The organism is Halomonas organivorans, assembly GCF_014192055.1.
GTDB classification, from domain to species: domain Bacteria; phylum Pseudomonadota; class Gammaproteobacteria; order Pseudomonadales; family Halomonadaceae; genus Halomonas; species Halomonas organivorans.
Window position 1 is genome coordinate 19211 of the sequence record NZ_JACHXM010000014.1, and the last position, 18948, is coordinate 38158.

The window sequence follows — 18948 nt, forward strand, 5'->3', positions numbered from 1 at the left end:
TATTGTTGGGAAGGCGTGAGCTCAGGCTTCGAGGTAGACCACGTGGCTGTGGGTGTACTCGTAGAGGCCGTGCTTGCCGTCGGCGCCGCCGATGCCCGACTTGCGCACCCCGGCGTGGAAGCCCTGCATGGCCTCGAAGTTCTCGCGATTGATGTAGGTCTCGCCGTAGTCGATCTCGCGACAGGCGCGCATGGCACTGGCCAGGTTGCGGGTGTAGATCGACGAGGTCAGGCCATAGTCGGAGTCGTTGGCCAGGGCGATGGCCTCGTCCATGTCCTCGACCACCTGGATCGGCAGCACAGGTCCGAACACCTCCTGACGCATGATCTGCATGTCCTGCCGGCAGCCGGTCAGCACGGTGGGCTGGTAGTGATAGCCGCGAGGCCGATCGCCAAGGCCGCCACCGGTGACCAGCTCGGCGCCGTCGGCCAGCGCGGTCTGGACCATGGCGCCAACCTTGTCGAGCCCGGCCTGGTTGATCAGCGGTCCCATCTCGACGTCGGGCTGGGCCAGCGGATCGCCGTAGGTGGTCGCTCCCATCGCCCGGGCCATGCGCTCGATGAACTCGTCGGCGACGCCGCGCTGCACGTAGACCCGCTCGGCACAGTTGCAGACCTGGCCACTGTTGATGATGCGCGAGCCACGGATCGCCTGTACCGCCAGGTCGAGATCGGCGTCGTCGAGGACGATGGCGGGCGCCTTGCCGCCCAGCTCCAGGTTGAGCTTGGTAATGTTGTCGGCGGCGCTGGTCATGATGCGCGAACCGGTGGCGACGCTGCCGGTGAAGCTGATCATGTCGACCTCGCGGCTGGCGGTCAGGGCGTTGCCGGTGGTGGCACCGCTGCCGCTGACCACGTTGAATACCCCCGCCGGCAGGCCGACCGTGTCGAGCAGCCTGGCGAACTCGAAGCAGTTGTTGGGGGTTTCCTCGCTGGGCTTGATGACGATGGTGTTGCCGGTCACCAGCGCCGGCGCCATCTTGCGGGCGATGAGGAAGAACGGGAAGTTCCAGGGCAGGATGCCGGCCACCACGCCGAGCGGCTTGCGAAACAGGAAGATGTTCTCGTTGGGGCGGTCGCTCTCGATGATCTCGCCCTCGATTCGCCGCGCCCATTCGGCCATGTAGTCGAGGTAGTCGGCGGTGAAGTTGACCTCGGTCTCGGCCAGCGCCGTGACCTTGCCCTGCTCCTGGGTGATGATGCGCGCCAGCCGCGGCACGTCCTCGCGAATCTTCGCGGCGATCCGGCGCAGGTAGGCGGCACGCTCGACGGCGGGCCTGGCCGCCCAGGCCTTTTGCGCGCCGCGGGCCGCAGCCAGGGCACGCTCGACGTCCTCGGCGCGCGATTCGGGGACCCGCGACAGCGTCTCGCCGGTCGCGGGGTTGAAGACCTCGAGGTGCTCGCTGGCCGCCTCGAAGGTGCCGTTGATGTAGTTCTGGTAGACCGGTTGCTGGCTGGACATGACGAAGTCTCCGTTGGCGTTGTTGGCGGATGTGGTACGTTGCGGCTTCAGTACAGGCGCGAAGGCGCTGCGGCCTCGCCCTGTTCCCGGTAGCGTCCCAGGTTGGCGATGGCGGCCTGGCGCAGCAGGCTGATGTCGATGCCCACGGCGATGAAGCGACAGCCCTGAGAGGCGTAGTGGCGAGCGTCGTCCTCCTGGGGCGCCAGGATGCCAACTGCCTTGCCGGCGGCCTGGCCCACGCCAATGACATGGGCGATCTGCTCCTGCACCGCCGGATGCCCCGGATCGCCGGGATAACCGAGATTGATGGACAGGTCGGCGGGGCCGACGAAGACCGCGTCGACACCTTCCACGGCGGCGATCGCCTCGGCGTTCTCTACGCCGAGCCGCGATTCCACCTGCACGATCAGGCACAGCTCCTGGTGGGCGTTGGCCAGGTAGTCGGCGACCCCGTCCCAGCGCGTGGCCCGCGCCAGCCCGCCGCCGACGCCGCGGATGCCATGGGGCGGGTAGCGCATGGCGCGCACCAGCGCCTCGGCCTGCTCGGCGCTCTCGACCATCGGCACCATCAGGGTCTGGGCCCCGATGTCCAGCAGTTGCTTGATCAGCGCGGGATCCTGGTTGACGGTGCGGACCACCGGCGCCGTGTCATAGGGCGCCACGGCCTGCAGCTGGGCGAGGACCGAGGGCACGCTGTTGGGGGCGTGCTCGCCGTCGATCAGCAACCAGTCATAGCCGGTGGTGGCACAGATCTCGGCGGCATAGCCGGTGCCGAAACCGGCCCACAGGCCGAACTGGGTGTCCGCCCGGGTCAGGGCGGCCTTGAAAGCGTTGGGGGGCATCTGCATCGGGTGTCCTCGGCGCGCGGCCAGCGAATGAGCGAAGGTAAGACGGGGCGACAGGCTTACTGCAGGTTGACGAACATGCCGCCATCGACCAGCAGCGAGGCGCCGGTGACGTACTGCGACATGTCGGAGGCCAGGAAGACGATGGGCCCGGCCAGGTCGTCCGGGCGCCCCAGGCGTCCCAGCGGTGTGCGGCTGGCCATGTATTCACGCTTCTCGACGTCGGCCAGGTCGTCCTTGTTGATGTCGGTCTCGATGGTGCCGGGCAGCAGCGCATTGCAGCGGATGCCGTAGGGCCCAAGGGCGATGGCGCAGGACTGCATCAGCGACAACAGCCCGGCCTTGGTCGGCGTGTAGTGGGTCTGCATGCCGCCGCCCACCAGGGCGCTGATCGAGCTCACGGCGATGATCGCGCCGCCGCGCCCCTGGCGCTTCATCTGGTTGGCGGCCGCCTGGACGGCGAAGAAAGCGCCGTTGAGGTTGGTGTTGACCGTCTCCAGGTAGAGTTCTTTCGGCATGTCGAGGAAGGCATGGAAGGGGCAGATGCCGGCGTTGTTGACGAAGACGTCGACGCCGCCGAAGTGCTCCACCGCCGCCTCGACCAGCTTGTCGCCGGTATCGGGATCTCCGGCCGGGGCGCCGACGGCGCAGGCACGGCGGCCCAGCGCCTCGATCTCGGCGATCAGTTCCTCGACCCCGGGGCGGCTGGACGCGCTGCCGCTGTAGCCAATGACCACGTTGGCGCCCTGGCGGGCGCACTCCAGGGCGGCGGCCCGCCCGATGCCACGCGAGGCGCCGGTAATGATGACGGATTTATCGTTGAGCAGCATGACGGGCTCCTGACATTGTCGGTTTAAGCCGGTTCCACCTCGCGGAGGCGGGACCGGATGCAAGGGCGTTGTCGTTTCTAGAGGCGATAAGTGCGTTGAGCGTTGCCCACGAACAGCGCGTGCTTCTCGTGAGGCGAGGCGTCGGCGACGATCTCGGCATAGGCCCGCCAGATCGCCGGATAGCGGGCATAGAGGCCATCCACCGGAAAGTTGGAAGCGAACATGCAGCGCTCCACCCCGAAGGCATCGAGCGCCTCGAGGATCAGCGGGCGGATGCTGCCCTCCGTCCAGCGGTGATCGAGCATGCCGAAACCGCTGAGCTTGAGGCTGACGTGGTCATGCGCGGCCAGCCGGCGCAGTCCGTCGCGCCACTCGCGCCAGCCGGTCACTCCATGGCGATCCACGTACATGCCGGCATGGTTGATCACCAGCGGGATCTCGGGATGTTCCTCGGCCAGACGCACCGCCTGCGGCATCTGCGACGGGTAGAGCTGCAGGTCGAAGGACAGCCCATGACGCGCCAGCAGGGCGAAGTTGTCGCGCCAGACCGACTCGCCCATGTAGTGGCGGCCGACATAGTCGTAGAGCGGGTCGGCATGGACGTTGAGGATCTGGCGCACGCCTCGCACCCGGTCCGACGCCTGGCACTGGGCCGCGAGAAGCTCGCCGGCATCGGACCGGGACAGGTCGGCCCCCACCACCAGGGCGGTGGGCAGCACCGGCGCAGCGCTCTCCTCGACCAGCCCGGCCAGCCAGCGGGTCTCGGCCAGCGGATCGACGGCATCGGCCTCGACGTGCACGGCGCCGAGCAGCTCGATGTCAGCGGCGTCGGCCAGCAGGTCCCGCGGCCCATAGTCCCGGGCCATGGGCGAATAATCGCCGAGCAGGTTGGGAGATGGATGCTCGAGCCAGGGCTGATTGCCCTGGGCGAGGTCCCAGAAGTGCACATGGGGGTCGATCACTTGCATCATTGGTCTCCGGGTCGGAACGCAAATACCTCGTCGAGCGGCACGCTGACGGGGGCGTTGTCCTCATGAGTGTCCATGATGTCGGCCATGTAGTCCCACCAGCGGCGCATCACCGGAAGGTCCGGCAGCGCGTCGACGCGGTGGTCCTCGCGCAGCACCATGATGGCGAACAGGTGCTGCGTTTCTGCGTCGAGGAAGATGCGGTAGTCCTCGATGCCGGCCTCGCCCAGCGCCGCGGCGAGCTCCGGCCACAGGGCATCATGCCGACGCCGGTACTCGGCTTCCTGGCCGGGATGCAGGGTCATGCGAAAGGCGTGGATCGGCATGTCGTCCTCTCCTGCTCGTCGTTGTCGTGGCGGCTCAGTGGGTGTAGGGCCTTGCCAGCTCGCACTCGGGATTCAGGCGCACGCCGAAGCCGGGCTTGTCCAGCTTCGACGCCGCCATGCGGCCGTTCTCCGGCACCGGCTCGTCGAGCAGCAGCGGATTGAACATCGGCACCACCTCGTCCGCCTTGGGCGCCATCATCAGGAACTCGGCGAAGGGGCTGTTGTGGCGGGTGATCACGAAGTGGTAGCTGTAGACCGAGGAGCCGTGCGGCACCACCAGCTTGTTGTGGGCATCCGCCAGTGCCGAGATCTTGATCAGCTCGGTGATGCCGCCGCACCAGCCGACATCGGGCTGGATGACGTCGCAGCAGTCCATCTCCATCAGCATCCGGAAGCCCCAGCGCGTGGCCTCGTGCTCGCCGGTGTTGACCAGCATGCCCTTGGGCACGTCGCGCTTGAGCTGGGCATAGCCCCAATAGTCATCGGGCGGCAGTGCCTCCTCGATCCACTTCAAGCCGTACTCCCGGGCACCCTGGGCCAGGCGGGTGGCATAGTTGAGGTCGAGACTCATCCAGCAGTCGTACATCAGCCAGAAGTCATCGCCCACGGCGCTGCGCATCTCGGCCAGGTGCTCGAGGTTGCGGCGGAGCCCCTCCTCGCCCTCGGCGGGACCATGGACCAGCGGCATCTTGCCGCCGATGAAGCCCATGTCCTTGGCCAGATCAGGCCGCGCACCAGTGGCATAGAAGGTCAGCTCGTCGCGCACCGGGCCACCCAGCAGCTGGTGCACCGGCTCGCCACGCACCTTGCCCAGCAGGTCCCACAGCGCCAGGTCGACGCAGGAGATGGTGTTGATCACCACCCCCTTGCGGCCGTAGAACAGCGTGGCATTGAACATCTGGTCCCAGATCTTCTCGATGTCGGTGACTCGCTGGCCCTCGATGAAGCGCGCCAGGTGCTTCTCGACGATCCAGGCCCCGATCTCGCCGCCGGTGGTCACCGCAAAGCCGGTGGTCCCGTCGCTGGCCTCCAGCTCCACCACCAAAGTGCCGAGCACGTTGAGGCCGAAGCTACGGCGATTCATGCGGTACTCCGGATACTTGCTCATCGGCGTGGCGATCTGGGAGTCGATCCAGTGTCCTTCGGCCTGGTCGTGATAGTCCGCCCCACCACCGCGAACGGTGAAGGCGCGAACCTGCTTGATGGTGACCTCGCTCATGGGCTTCCCCTCTGGAGTTGGACGCAAGTAGGTGCTGGGGGAAGTTCTACCCAAGGGTGTCGAGGTCGACCAATGAGAATCACGGCCCACCTGATACCTTTTCGTTATCGGAAAGCCGAATCCCGCATGCTAGGCTGGTTGGCGATGGTTGCGGATAGATGGCGGATCTTTCGACATTCGACCAATGTCGTAGCCGCCAACCTTGGCGCCTCGCCATAATTTCCAGGTATCGATGAGGTCTCACCATGGAAGGCTACCAGGCACTGCTGGCGCGACTGCGCTACAAGCACCTGCTGCTGGTGGCGACGCTGGGGCGGTTGCGCAACCTGCACCAGACGTCGGCCGTCATGCACATGTCGCAGCCGGCAGCCACCCGCATGCTGAGCGAGATCGAGAAGGTCTTCGGTTGCCGGCTTTTCGAGCGCACCGCTCGCGGCATGACGCCCACCACCGTGGGCGAGATGCTCATCGATTTCGCCGACAACGCCCTCACGCGCCTCGACCGCTGCGCCGAGGAGATTCACCGCTACCAGCTCGGCGGCCGTGGACAGCTGACCGTGGGCACCATCATGGGCGCTGCCCCTGACCTGGTCGCCCAGGCGGTGATCCAGATGAAGCGTGAACGTCCGATGCTGCAGATCCGCCTGATGGGCGAGACCAGCGACCAGCTCGTCGAGCTGCTCGAGCAGGGCAAGATCGATATCGCCATTGCCCGCTATGCCACCTCTATCCAGCACAACCAGTTCGACTTCGAACCGCTGGGCAACGAGACCCTGGTCACCGTGGTGCGTCGAGATCATCCGCTGTGTCGGGAACCGCTGCCGCCGCTGGCAAGGCTGCTGGAGGAATGGCCCTGGCTGTTGCAGCCCATGGCCACGCCGGCCCGCCAGGCGCTGGAGAAGGAGTTCGAATCAGCGGGGCTGGTCTCGCCCCGTGACATCATCGAGTGCGGCTCGATCTTCGCCGCCCTGCAGCTGGTGCAGCAGAGCGACTGCCTGATGGTGATGGCGGAAACCGTATTGCGCGATCATCTCGACGCGGGCTTGATTACTCGCCTGCCGCTGTCGCTGGGTCGCGCCCTGACCCCCTTCGGCCTGCTGACTCGCAAGGACACCTTCCAGGGCGAGCCGGTCAGCGGCTTCTGCGAGATCCTGCGCCGTACCGCCGCCGGCTGGCATGTCGGATCAGCGGTCTGACGGGGCACTCGCTTGCAGTGCCGTCGGCGGCCCGGCCAGGGCGGCGATCAGCGCCGGGTCACGGTCGTAGACATCGGGCCGGAAGCTCGCCAGGCCGCCCGGTTCGCCCTTGGCGGTCCAGTAGTGCAGGGCCAGCGGCACCGGCCGGGCCAGGGAAACGTTGCGCGTCTCACCGCTGGCAAGCAGCCCGTCCATGTCGATGGCGGAGCCGCTGTCGGCGATCAGCATGCGAGTCAGCTCGGCGACGCCCTCGACGCGAATACAGCCGGAGCTCAGCGCTCGCTGAGGCTCGCCGAACAGGTATCGCGCCGGGGTATCGTGGAGATAGACCAGATGGTCGTTAGGGAAGCGCAGCACCAGCCGCCCCAGCGGGTTGTGGGCACCGGCACGCTGACGCAGCATCACCGCCCCCGGGCGACGCCAGTCGATCTCCCGGGGATCCAGTCGTCGCCCCTGCGGGTCGAGCACCTCCATATCGTGCTCCGCCAGGTAGCCGAGATCGCGACGCAGCTTGGGCAACACATCCTCGCGCAGGATGGTCGGCGGCACCGTCCAGGTGGGATTGAGCGTCAGGTAGGTGATCGACGACTGCAGTACCGGCGAGGGACGCCCCGACTGACCGACGATGACCCGCGACTCCCAGGTTTCTCCATCGGGACGGCGATAGCGGAGGCGCTGGCCGGCCAGGTCCACCTTCACCCGCCATTCGGGGCCGCTGCCGGAAAGCCAGCGCGCCCGCTCCAGGTTGGCGAGCAGGGTGGCCACGCGAAGCCGTGCCGGTACGTTGAGCGCCGCCCGGGTGCGTGGCCCGATCACGCCATCGTCAGCGAGCATGTGGCGGCGCTGGAAGCGGCGCACCGCGGCCTCGAGGGCGGGGTCATAGCGATTCTGGGCCGGTGCCTCCAGGGCGATGTCCGGATAGTGCGTCACATCGGCGGCCATCACCTCCAGCTCGCCGATCATCGCCAGCCGCTGACGCAGCAAGGCCACGTCTGGGTCGGTATCGCCCGGGCGCAGCGCCGCCTCCCGCGACGGCAGCGTCGGCCAGCCGCCCAGGCGCACGATGTGGCGATAGCGCACCAGGGCACGATGCAATGACGAGTAGGCGTCACCGGACGGACGCGCCAGGGCCAGCGCCGCCGGCACATCGCCGGCGTCCAGGGCCCGGCTGATGCCCACCAGGTCCAGCCTTGGCGCTGCCACGGGAATTTCCCAATCCGGATAGACGCGATGGGGATCGAGCCGGCCACGCTGCAGATGGGTCAGCGCCGTCAGCAGGGTCCGGCTGGCCTCCAGGTCGAAGCGGGCCCGGCCGTCGGCGTCGGCGGCCGGATCGAGGGCAGCCCGCGCCTCCTGCTCCAATTCCCCGGGACGATAGTCCGCCGGGGACAGCCCATCCTCTTCCAGAGCATTCAGCAGTTCGATCAGACTGGCGACCCTGTCGCGATCCTGCCAAACCATCGCATCGCCGTTCAGGGCATAGAAACGCGCCAATCGCGGCGACGCCCCCCTCAGGCGGTCGGCCAGTGCCGCGACGCCAGGCGTCGTAACGGCATCGACGGCCGGCGCCGGGAGCGCCTCGGCGGACGCCACGTCTGGAGGCGTCGTGTCGGCGCCCGCGACCAGCGGCAGCAGCGTCATCACAAGGATCATACCGCTACGCTGCATGCCTCGTGTTAGGGTATCCGCGGTTCGCATGACTCGGCCTCCTGGCATTCGTCTAATGTGGCTGGTCTTCCTGACCGTTACGACCATAATACGTCAAAACGGAAGGCTCACGCGCCGTCGCGCCAGGGCCCGACGACAAGAACACCACCGATTTCGCAAGCCATCACTCCATGGGACTTCGCATGCCATCGCTGCGTTTACCAGGCCTCACCGCGGCTGTGTTAATGGCCGCCACGCTGCTGCTCCAGGCCGCCCCCACCTCGGCGCGGGACTTTCTCTCCCGGGCGGTGACGCCCTCGAGCCCGCCGTCACCGCTGGCGAGCCGTCTGATTCGCCTCGCCCCCCGGGCCGATCCCCAGGTGCTGCGCCTGGCGGCCCGAGCCCTGAGCTGCGCCGATCCCGGCGCCGAACGCCTGGCGGTGATCGATTTCTCGCTGCCGTCCACCGAGCAACGCCTGTGGGTCTTCGACCTGGCGCGAGATCGGCTGCTGTTCCGCGAGCTGGTCTCCCACGGCCAGGGCTCCGGTGACGCCATGGCCAGCGAGTTTTCCAATATCCCGGACAGCCACCAGTCCAGCATCGGCCTGTTTCGTACCCTCAACAGCTATGAGGGCAGCAACGGCTATTCGCTGCGCCTGGAAGGCCTCGAGCCGGGCGTCAACGACCTGGCCTTCCAGCGCGCCATCGTCATCCACGGCGCCGACTACGTCAGCAAGTCCTTCATCGAACGCACCGGTCGCCTGGGTCGAAGCTACGGCTGCCCGGCAGTACGCGACGAAATCGCGGTGCCGCTGATCGACAGCCTCAAGGACAGCCAGTACCTGTTCACCTATTACCCCGACCCCGAATGGCTGGCCGAATCGGCCTTCCTGCGCTGCCCCCGCGACGGCCAGCATCTGGCCATGCAGCGCTGACTCCACCGACAGGATGGCCTTCACAGGCGGGCGGCATCGGGCACCAAGGCGGGGCACGCCTCGGTGCCCATGAGCTGCCATGCAGCAAGCGTCACCCTGGGCGACGGCCCCTTTCCGCCCTTCGTAGACGTAATCACATGAAAAATAAAGATTTTCATCATCATGGCAATACATATGCATGACAGGAGACAGTGACACCCTGACGTGGACCAGGCCCCTGGGGTACGAGTGCGTCGGACCCGACCTTCAACGGCGAAGGCCCAAGAGATCGTGTGTTCGAACGTCATTCGACGAGGTATCCCCATGGAAATCCACAACAAGGCCAACAGGATTCGACTGCTCAACTGGAAGATGCCGCAGATGCGCGCCTTCCACTTCTCCTGGTTCGCCTTCCACCTTTGCTTCTTCGGCTGGTTCGGCATTGCGCCGCTGATGGCGGTCGTCCGCGATGACCTGGGCCTGACCAAGACCCAGATCGGCAACACCATCATCGCCTCGGTGGCCATCACCGTTGTCGTGCGCCTGGCGATCGGCGTGCTGTGCGACAAGATCGGCCCCCGCCGTGCCTACACCTGGCTGCTGTGCCTGGGCTCGCTGCCGGTGATGGCCATCGGCCTGGCCGACAGCTTCGAGAGCTTCCTGCTGGCGCGCCTGGCGATCGGCGCCATCGGGGCCTCCTTCGTGATCACCCAGTACCATACCTCGGTGATGTTCGCTCCCAACGTGGTCGGCACCGCCAACGCCACCTCGGCCGGCTGGGGCAACCTGGGCGGCGGCACCACCCAGATCCTGATGCCACTGGTGTTCGCCGGCGTGATGATGCTCGGCGTCAACGAGGCCCTCGGCTGGCGCCTGGCCATGGTGGTGCCCGGCGTGGTGCTGTTCCTCACCGGCATTGCCTACTACCGCTTCACCCAGGACGCCCCGAACGGCAACTTCGACGAGCTGCGTGCCCGCGGCGAGCTGCCCGCCGCCAGCGGTGAGCACGGCATGGGTGCCAGCTTCGCCGCCGCCGCCAAGGACATCCGGGTCTGGGCGCTGTTCGTGGTCTACGCCGCCTGCTTCGGCGTCGAGCTGACCATCAACAACATCGCCGCCATCTATTACTTCGACAACTTCGACCTGAGCCTGGCCACCGCCGGCCTGATCGCTGGCCTGTTCGGCCTGATGAACCTGTTCGCCCGCACCCTGGGCGGCATCTTCTCCGACCTGTTCGCCAGAAACGGCGGGCTCAAGGGCCGCGTGCGCTGGCTGTTCATCGCCATGCTCTGCGAAGGCGTGGCGCTGATGTTCTTCTCCCAGATGCAGGTACTGGCGCTCGCCATCGGTATCATGCTGGTGTTCAGCCTGTTCGTGCAGATGGCCGAGGGCGCGACCTTCGGGGTAGTACCCTTCATCAACAAGAAGGCGCTGGGCGCCGTAGCCGGCATCGTCGGCGCGGGTGGCAACGCCGGGGCCGTGGCCGCCGGCTTCCTGTTCCGCTCCGAAGAGCTCAGCTACCAGCAGGGGCTGTTCTACCTCGGCATCGCCGTGATCATCGCCTCGCTGTGCGCCCTGGTGGTCCGCTTCTCGCCCGAGGCAGAAGCCGAGGAAGGCGCCGCCTACCGCGATGCCGCCGGCAGCACGCCCTCCGCCGCGCTGTCACTGCGCTGAGTCTACGGGGCCGCACCATCGACGGGCCCCGCGTACTCGAGCTGCACCATCCCGATGCCCCGGCCCAGGTCGGGGCCTCGCCATTCTGGCCAGCCCTAAAAAACAACCCACTGACATAAAAAGATTTTTTAAATCTGGCAATTTTCTTGCTTAACAACGGACATCGAGACCAGGCAAGACGTGGACCAGGCTCCTTGGAGCACGAGTGCGTCGAACCGCGCCCCAACGCCGGTGGCACCGTTCCCGTATTCGTCACGTCACGAGGTTGTCCATGCAGATCCGCCACAAGGCAAACCGCATTCGCCTGTTGAGCCTCACCTCCCCCCAGATGCGTGCCTTCCACTTCTCGTGGTTCGCCTTTCACGTCTGCTTCTTCGGCTGGTTCGGCATCGCGCCGCTGATGGCGGTGGTCCGCGATGATCTGGGCCTGACCAAGACCCAGATCGGCAACACCATCATCGCCTCGGTGGCCATCACCGTGCTGGTGCGCCTGGTGATCGGCGTGCTGTGCGATCGCCTGGGGCCACGACGCACCTACACCGGGCTGCTGTTGCTCGGCTCAGTGCCGGTGATGGCCATCGGCCTGGCCGACAGCTTCGAGGCCTTCCTGATGGCTCGACTGGCGATCGGCGCCATCGGTGCGGGCTTCGTTATCACCCAGTACCACACCAGCACCATGTTCGCGCCCAACGTGGTGGGTACCGCCAACGCCACCACCGCCGGCTGGGGCAACCTGGGCGGGGGCACCACCCAGATCCTGATGCCACTGCTGTTCGCCGGCCTGATGATGCTGGGCGTCAGCGAGACCCTCGGCTGGCGGCTGGCCATGCTGGTGCCCGGCGTGGTGATGGTCATCACCGGGCTGGCCTACTGGCGCTTCACCCAGGACGCTCCCGATGGCGACTTCAGCGACCTGCAGCGCGCCGATGAGCGAGGCGAGGCGCCTGCCGCGACCAAGCCCGGCTTCCTGCGCGTGGCCCGGGATCCACGCATCTGGGCACTCGGTCTCGCCTATGCGCTGAGCTTCGGCGTCGAGCTGACCATCAACAATATCGGCGCCATCTATTTCTTCGATCACTTCGAGTTGAGCCTGGCCAGCGCCGGCCTGATCGCTGGCCTGTTCGGCCTGATGAACCTGTTCGCCCGCACCCTCGGGGGAATCGTCTCCGACCTCAGCGCCCGCCAGGCCGGCCTCAAGGGACGAGTACGCTGGCTGTTCGTGGCCCTCAGCTGTTCGGGCATCGCCCTGGTCGCCTTTTCCCAGGCCCAGTACCTGCCGCTGGCTATCGCCCTGTTGATGGTCCTGGGGCTCTGCTCGCAGATGTCCTCCGGGGCGACCTTCGGCGTGGTACCGTTCCTCAACCGCGAAGGGCTCGGCACGGTAGCCGGTATCGTCGGTGCCGGCGGCAACGTCGGCGCGGTGGCCGCCGCCTTCCTGCTGCGCAACGAAGCGATCGGCTACCAGCAGGGGCTGTTCATCCTCGGGCTGGTGGTGCTGGTCCTGGCCTCCTGCGCCCTGCTGGTGCGCTTCTCCGCGGCCGACGAGGCCCGCGAGGCCGAGGCCTACCGCGATGCAGTCGGGGCGGTGCACGACGGCGACGCCCTGTCGCTGCGCTGATCCCATCGGCCCGCTGCCTGACTGGCGCCCCGTCGTTCCGCGACGGGGCGCCAACGTTTGCAGGCGATCACGCTTGTGGCCATGCTGAAGGCGATGTGACCCCAGACAGGGAGAGCCGGATGCAACGCGTACTGTTGATCACCGGTGCCTCTAGCGGCATCGGCGCGGCGACGGCCCGAGCCGCTGCCCGGGAGGGCTACAAGCTGGTGCTGGCCGCCCGCTCGCGCGAACGCCTGGAGGGGCTCTGCCAGGAACTCGGCCCCGAGAACGTGCAGAGCGTGGCCATGGACGTGACCGATATGGGCGCCCAGCGGGCCATGGTGGAACAGGCCCTGGAGCGCTTCGGCCGTCTCGACGCGGTGTTCGCCAACGCCGGCCGCGGCGGCTCGCCGGGGGGCTTCAGCGGCGCCGACCACGAGGCCTGGCGCGAGATGATCCTGACCAACGTCTACGGCGTGGGGCTCACCGTGCAGGCGACCCTGCCGGCGCTGCGCAAGACGCGTGGTCACGTGCTGCTCACCGGCTCGGCCGCAGGGCGCGCCACCATTCCCGGCTCGATGTACGGCGCCACCAAGTGGGCGGTGACCGGACTCGGCTACAATCTGCGCGAGGAGTTGCGTGGCAGCGGTATTCGCGTGACCCTGATCGAGCCCGGCATGGTCGACACGCCCTTCTTCGACGAGGCGCCCGAGCATGCCCTGGAGGCCCGGGACATCGCCGCGGCCGTGCTCTACGCCCTGGGCCAGCCCGACCACGTGGACGTCAACGAGATCCTGGTGCGCCCCACGCCGCCGCTGGCCGAGGACTGACCCCACTTCATCCGACCGAAAAGGAGTTTCCCCATGACGATCGCCATCGGTGACCGCCTGCCCGACATCACGATCAAGACCAACGGTCCCAAGGGCCCCGAGGATCTCGCCACCGGCGACTTCTTCGCCGGCCGCAAGGTGGTGTTGTTCGCCGTTCCCGGCGCCTTCACCCCCGGCTGCTCCAACACCCACATGCCCGGCTTCGTGGTACATGCCGACGATATCCTCGCCGCCGGCGCCGATGCCATCGGCTGCCTGGCGGTCAACGACGCCTTCGTGATGGGCGCCTGGCAGCAGGACCAGAACGCCCAGGCGATGACCATGCTGGCCGACGGCAACGCCGAGTTCACTCGCGCCCTGGGACTCGACATGGACGCCAGCGCCGGCGGCATGGGCACCCGCAGCAAGCGCTTCGCGCTGATCGCCAACGACGGCGTGGTGGAATACCTCGGCGTCGATACCCAGAAGGGCGTGATCGAGGCCAGCAGCGCCGACACCATCCTCAACCAGCTCAAGGGCTGATCCCCGCACCGGGAGGCGAGACATGACGGATGCCATGACCCTGACCGGCAGCTGCCTGTGCGGCGCCGTGACCCTTGCCGTGGAGGCCTCGCGCCAGAACATCGGCGCCTGCCACTGCCGGATGTGTCGCACCTGGGGCGGCGGCCCGCTGCTGGCGCTGGAATCGGTCTCACGCGTCAGCGTCGAGGGCGAGGACAGCGTCACCGTCTTCGCCTCCTCGGACTGGGCCGAGCGCGCCTTCTGCCGCCACTGCGGCACCCATCTCTTCTACCGCCTCAAGACTGGCGAGCACTATGCCGTGCCGGCAGGGCTGGTCGACGAGGGCCAGGCCTGGACCTTCGACAGCCAGATCTTCATCGACGAGAAACCGCCCTGGTACCACTTCGGCAACGCCACCAAGGATCTTACCGGTCGCGAGGTGTTCGAGGCCTTCGAGCGTCGCGATACCTGACACTTGAGGCGGCCCCATACCATCGGGGCCGCCTCGAGCGAGTTAGCGCTCACCGCCTGGCCGTCGCGTCAGAGGCCCCACCAAGCCGCTGGCAGTCCTCGGGTACTGCGTTTATGCTGCGCCTTCGACGCGCCCGCGCCGATGTCCCACCGCCGCCAGGATCGACCCATGACACCCAGGAAGTACCGCCCGAGCGACGCCCGTCGACTGGCCGCCCTGTGGCAGGCCAGCTTTCCCGACTACACCGGCTACAACGCCCCGGAGGCCATCCTCGCGGCCAAGCTGGCCGTGGACGATCACGTCTACGTGATCGAGGACGCCGGAGAGCTCGTCGCCAGTTGCCTGGTCGGCTACGACGGCCATCGCGGCTGGCTGTATGCCGTGGCGGTGGCGGCGGAAAGACAGGGGCAAGGACTCGGCAAGCGGATCGTCGAGCACGCCATCGAGCAGCTGCGGGCCATGGGCTGCGTCAAGGTCAACCTGCAGATCCGCGGCGGCAACGACGAGGTGGCGGACTTCTACCGCCGGCTCGGCTTCGCCACCGAGGAACGCATCAGCATGGGGCTACGGCTGAGCTGAGCCAGCCTGATGCCCAAACGGCTCAGGCGGCGTCTTCACGGACCCGTGGCGCCGCCGGGCTGGTCTCGACCATGCGCACCACGCTGCCCACCACGATCAGGCACGGCGACGGCAGCGGCGTGTCGGCCAGCTTGCCCGGCATGTCGGCCAGGGTGCCGGCGAGCGCCGCCTGCTCGGGCAGGCTGGCGTTGGCCACCAGCATGATCGGCCAGTCGTCGGGCAGCCCGGCACCGCGCAGGCCGGTGCAGATCGCCTCGACCTTGGCCAGCCCCATGTAGAACACCAGGGTCTCGTCGCGGCGGGCAAGCGCGTCCCAGTCGGGCGCACCGCCTTCGCGGCACAGCTGGGCGGTGATAAAGCGCAGCTGCTGGGCGTGAGCACGATCGGTGAGCGGGATACCCATGCCGGCGCAGGCCGCCGAGGCGGCGGTGATGCCGGGCACGATCTCCGCCGACACCCCGCCCCCGGCCAGCGCAGCGAGCTCCTCGCCCATGCGCCCGAACACGCCCGGGTCGCCGCCCTTGAGGCGCACTACCGACTTGCCCTGCTCCGCCAGTTCGACCAACAGCGCGCCGATCTCGGCCTGGGGCACGCTGTGGTGGCCGCGAGCCTTGCCTACGTAGTAGCGCTCGCGCCCGGCGGGAATCAGCGCCAGTACCTCCTCCCCCACTAGCCGGTCGTAGACCACGGCATCGGCCTGGGCGAGCAGACGTGCCGCCTTCAGGGTCAACAGCTCCACATCGCCGCTGCCGGCACCGACCAGGTAGACGCGCCCCGGGCGACACTCGCCGTACAGTGAGAGGCGGGCGGCATCGTCGTCGGACTGACCGGTCTTGAGCCCCTCCAGCCAGCGCGAGGCGCCCTGCCCCAGGCGCGCCAAGGCAGCGATGGGGCGGATGCCATCAAGCAACTTGAACGGCTTGCGGGGCTTGTCCAGCGTGCGCATGGCCACTCACCTCTTCGATGTTGGGTTCAGCGTTGACGTCAGCACTGTCTTCGATCAGGGACTTGAGCTCGGGAATGCAGCTGCCGCACTGGGTGCCGCAGGCGAGCCGCGCACCCAGCGCCTCGACGCTGGCGTCACCGGACTGGATGGCCTCGACGATGGCCTTCTGGCCAACCTGGTGACAGCTGCACACCAGCGGTCCGGCATCCGCCTCCCCGGCTTCACAGCCGGCCAGCAGGCGGCGACGAACGTCACTCCCCAGCGGCGATTCCGCGAAGCGCTCGTCGAGCCAGGCCAGGCCCGGCAGCTCGGCGGGCGGTGCCACCATCAGCCACCAGCGCAGTCGCCCCTCCTCGATGCCCGCAGCACGCAGGCGGCCGCCGGTCGGGTCGTCACTCCACAGGGTCGGCGCCGTGGGTAGCCACTGCCGCGCCCAGGCCAGCCAGTCGCGGGGAGCGTCGCCGCCGGCGAGCTGCCAGCGTTGGCAGTGGGACAGCGGGATCCGCGCCCAATAGCTGCCGTCGTCGCGGCCCGCGAAGTCGCCGCCCTCGTCGGAAGCGACCAGCAGGGTGGCCTCCCAGCCGACCTCCAGCGCCTCCAGCGCCACCGCGCCGTGCTTGGATTCCGGCTGGCCTGACAATGGATCGAGGTGGGCGGCCAGCAGGCTGCCCATGCGCGCCGCCCCACTGAAGCGGTCGGTCCAGTGCATGGGCACGAACACCTCGCCGCGACGCTGGCTCTTGGTCAGCCGCAGCCGGGCACGGTATTCGCCGCCGGCCCCGGTCAGCCGCGCCAGCTGCTGATCGCCAACCCCGAGCGCCGCCGCATCCTCGGGGGTGATCTCGATGAACGGTTCGGCACGGTGGTTCATCAGCCGTGGGGCGCGACCGGTGCGGGTCATGGTATGCCACTGGTCGCGCACCCGGCCGGTGTTGAGGCGCAGCGGTCGAGCCTCGGAGAGTGCCTGCTCGGGGCCGCGCGGGCGCACCGGAATCAACTTGGCCAGGCCGCTGGGGGTCGCGAAGCAGCCGTCCTCGAACAGCCGGGCAGTGCCGCGTGGCGACTCGGCGGTCACCGGCCACTGGATCGGCGCCAGGGCGTCGTAGCCCGAGCGATCGAGCTCGGCCAGCGCCGAGATATCGAACACCCGCGAGTCCGGGGCATCGGGCCGGTTCTCGAAGCCGGACAGCCGCGCGTGCTCGGCGAAGATCTCGGCGGGATGGTCGTAGGCAAAGGCCTCGCCATAGCCCAGGCGACGCGCCACCGCGCTGACGATCCACCAATCGTGGCGCGCCTCCCCGGGCGGCGGCAGCATGCCGCGCTGGCGCGAGATGCGTCGCTCGGAGTTGGTCACGGTGCCGTCCTTCTCCGACCACGACGAGGCCGGCAGCACGATGTCGGCATAGGGCAGCAGGTCGGTGTCGGCCATGCACTCGGAGACGATCACCAGCGGGCACTTCTCGAGCGCCGCACGCACGCGATTGGCGTCCGGCAGGCTGACCGCCGGGTTGGTGGCCATCACCCACAGCGCCTGGACCTCGCCGCGCTCGATGGCCTCGAACAGCTCGACGGCCTTGTGGCCGGGCGCCTCGGGCAGGCTCGGCACCAGGGTCTCGGTGGTCCAGAAGCGCGTCACCCGGTCGATGGCGCCTGGAGTGTGGTAGTCCATGTGGGCGGCGAGCTGGTTGGCAAGCCCCCCCACCTCGCGACCGCCCATGGCATTGGGCTGGCCGGTGATCGAGAACGGACCGGCGCCGGGCAGGCCGATCTTGCCGCCGGCCAGGTGGCAATTGATGATGGCATTGCACTTGTCGGTACCGCTCGAGGACTGGTTGATCCCCTGGGAGTAGAGGGTCACCACGTGCAGCTGGCTGGCGAACCAGTAGAAGAAGGTCTCCAGGCGCTCCGCGTCGACGTCGCAGTCGGCGGCGATGGCCTCGATGCGGCAGTCGTCCTCGCGGGCCGCGGCGAGCGCCGCGTCGAGCCCCTCCGTGTGGTGCTCCAGGTAGATGTCGTCGAGCTTGCCCTTGTCGGCCATCCATCCCAGCAGGCCGTTGAACAGCCGGGCATCGCTGCCGGGCGCCAGGCCCAGGTACAGATCGGCGATCTCGCAGCTGTCGGTGACCCGCGGGTCGATCACCACCACCCGCATCAGCGGGTTGCGGCTCTTGGCGGTGCGCAGCCGCTGGTAGAGCACCGGGTGATTCCAGGCCAGGTTGGACCCCACCAGCACCACCAGCTCGGCTTCCTCCAGGTCCTCGTAGCTGCAGGGCACGGCGTCGGCGCCCAGCGAACGCTTGTAGGCGGCCACCGCCGAGGCCATGCACAGCCGCGAGTTGGTATCCAGGTGCGGCGTACCGAGGAAGCCCTTGAACAGCTTGTTGGCGACGTAATAGTCCTCGGTGAGCAGTTGACCGGACAGATAGGCCGCCACTGCATGATCGCCGGCGTCTTCACGCACCGCCTGGATCCGCTCGGCCACGGCGTCGAGTGCGGTGTCCCAGTCGACCTCGACGCCGTCGACCCGGGGCTGGGTCAGGCGGCCGTGGTGGCCCAGGGTCTCGGCCAGCGCCGAGCCCTTGACGCACAGCCGTCCGTAGTTGGCCGGATGGTCGCCGTCGCCCTCCACGCCCGTGAGGCGCCCATCCTCGATGTCGGCCCTCACGCCGCAGCCGACGCCGCAGTAGGGGCAAGTGGTTCGAGCCTGATGCATAAAAAGTGCGCTCCTCGATCGCCATCGCGGATCCCGAAACGACGACGCCCACCGCCGCGCCGGGTAAGCGCGAGGGTGGGCGTCGTTGCCATGGACCACCGACACGGCGGCCCGGGATGGTATACCTGATCTGACAAGATTGAAGCAAAGGGCGTGCCATCTTCGACGAGCCCCGCCATGACGGGGCTGCCTCTGTCCCCGAAGCAGCATCTTGCACCAACCGGCGGCGC

17 protein-coding genes are annotated in these 18948 nt (G+C 67.9%); 8 read left to right on the top strand and 9 right to left on the bottom strand.

Translation table 11 applies throughout. The features are described from left to right. Positions 1-21: 21 nt before the first annotated feature. The 6 genes from aldA to rhmD all read right to left on the bottom strand — a co-directional run bounded on the left by aldA (position 22) and on the right by rhmD (position 5649). Positions 22-1461: an aldehyde dehydrogenase gene (gene aldA, locus FHR96_RS13600; RefSeq protein WP_183388232.1), complete on the bottom strand. Its 1440-nt coding sequence runs from the start codon at positions 1459-1461 to the stop codon at positions 22-24. Between the two features lie 47 nt (positions 1462-1508). Continuing rightward, entirely contained in the window at positions 1509-2309 is an 801-nt protein-coding gene (locus tag FHR96_RS13605; RefSeq protein WP_183388233.1) for an HpcH/HpaI aldolase family protein, read from the bottom strand. Positions 2310-2365: 56 nt separating this feature from the next. Next, on the bottom strand, positions 2366-3136 hold the full coding sequence (gene lra1, locus FHR96_RS13610; protein ID WP_183388234.1) for an L-rhamnose 1-dehydrogenase Lra1: 771 nt from the start codon (positions 3134-3136) through the stop codon (positions 2366-2368). Positions 3137-3213: 77 nt separating this feature from the next. Then, positions 3214-4104, bottom strand: coding sequence for an amidohydrolase family protein (locus FHR96_RS13615; protein WP_183388235.1), 891 nt, complete (start codon positions 4102-4104; stop codon positions 3214-3216). Then, positions 4104-4430: an L-rhamnose mutarotase gene (gene rhaM / locus FHR96_RS13620; protein ID WP_183388236.1), complete on the bottom strand. Its 327-nt coding sequence runs from the start codon at positions 4428-4430 to the stop codon at positions 4104-4106. Before rhaM ends, FHR96_RS13615 begins: the two co-directional genes overlap by 1 nt. 34 nt (positions 4431-4464) lie before the next feature. Next, positions 4465-5649, bottom strand: a complete 1185-nt coding sequence (gene rhmD / locus FHR96_RS13625) for an L-rhamnonate dehydratase (RefSeq protein ID WP_183388237.1) — start codon at positions 5647-5649, stop codon at positions 4465-4467. Positions 5650-5894: 245 nt separating this feature from the next. Here rhmD and FHR96_RS13630 point away from each other — a divergent pair, with 245 nt between their 5' ends. Next, on the top strand, positions 5895-6845 hold the full coding sequence (locus FHR96_RS13630; RefSeq protein WP_183388238.1) for a LysR family transcriptional regulator: 951 nt from the start codon (positions 5895-5897) through the stop codon (positions 6843-6845). Here the strand turns inward: FHR96_RS13630 and FHR96_RS13635 are convergent. Beyond that, positions 6834-8543, bottom strand: a complete 1710-nt coding sequence (locus FHR96_RS13635) for a L,D-transpeptidase family protein (RefSeq protein WP_183388239.1) — start codon at positions 8541-8543, stop codon at positions 6834-6836. The genes FHR96_RS13630 and FHR96_RS13635 overlap by 12 nt on opposite strands. Before the next feature lie 194 nt (positions 8544-8737). On the opposite strand from FHR96_RS13635, the gene FHR96_RS13640 reads away from it, so the two are divergent. The 7 genes from FHR96_RS13640 to FHR96_RS13670 all read left to right on the top strand — a co-directional run bounded on the left by FHR96_RS13640 (position 8738) and on the right by FHR96_RS13670 (position 15059). Next, positions 8738-9427: a murein L,D-transpeptidase catalytic domain family protein gene (locus FHR96_RS13640; RefSeq protein WP_246392953.1), complete on the top strand. Its 690-nt coding sequence runs from the start codon at positions 8738-8740 to the stop codon at positions 9425-9427. 303 nt (positions 9428-9730) lie between these two features. After that, positions 9731-11080: an MFS transporter gene (locus FHR96_RS13645; protein WP_183388241.1), complete on the top strand. Its 1350-nt coding sequence runs from the start codon at positions 9731-9733 to the stop codon at positions 11078-11080. 271 nt (positions 11081-11351) lie between these two features. Then, positions 11352-12698: an MFS transporter gene (locus FHR96_RS13650; protein ID WP_183388242.1), complete on the top strand. Its 1347-nt coding sequence runs from the start codon at positions 11352-11354 to the stop codon at positions 12696-12698. Between the two features lie 119 nt (positions 12699-12817). Continuing rightward, positions 12818-13507: an SDR family oxidoreductase gene (locus tag FHR96_RS13655; protein WP_183388243.1), complete on the top strand. Its 690-nt coding sequence runs from the start codon at positions 12818-12820 to the stop codon at positions 13505-13507. 33 nt (positions 13508-13540) lie between these two features. Then, a complete protein-coding gene (locus tag FHR96_RS13660) occupies positions 13541-14029 on the top strand; it encodes a peroxiredoxin (protein ID WP_183388244.1) in 489 nt (162 codons plus the stop codon). A gap of 22 nt (positions 14030-14051) precedes the next feature. Continuing rightward, a complete protein-coding gene (locus FHR96_RS13665; RefSeq protein WP_183388245.1) occupies positions 14052-14480 on the top strand; it encodes a GFA family protein in 429 nt (142 codons plus the stop codon). A 168-nt stretch (positions 14481-14648) separates the two neighbouring features. Beyond that, on the top strand, positions 14649-15059 hold the full coding sequence (locus FHR96_RS13670) for a GNAT family N-acetyltransferase (RefSeq protein WP_183388246.1): 411 nt from the start codon (positions 14649-14651) through the stop codon (positions 15057-15059). A gap of 22 nt (positions 15060-15081) precedes the next feature. Here FHR96_RS13670 and cobA read toward each other — a convergent pair whose 3' ends face one another. Beyond that, positions 15082-16005 (bottom strand): uroporphyrinogen-III C-methyltransferase, encoded by a 924-nt coding sequence (gene cobA, locus FHR96_RS13675; protein WP_221195829.1) that lies wholly within the window; start codon positions 16003-16005, stop codon positions 15082-15084. After that, a complete protein-coding gene (locus FHR96_RS13680; protein ID WP_183388247.1) occupies positions 15962-18718 on the bottom strand; it encodes a nitrate reductase in 2757 nt (918 codons plus the stop codon). Before FHR96_RS13680 ends, cobA begins: the two co-directional genes overlap by 44 nt. Positions 18719-18948 lie beyond the last annotated feature (230 nt).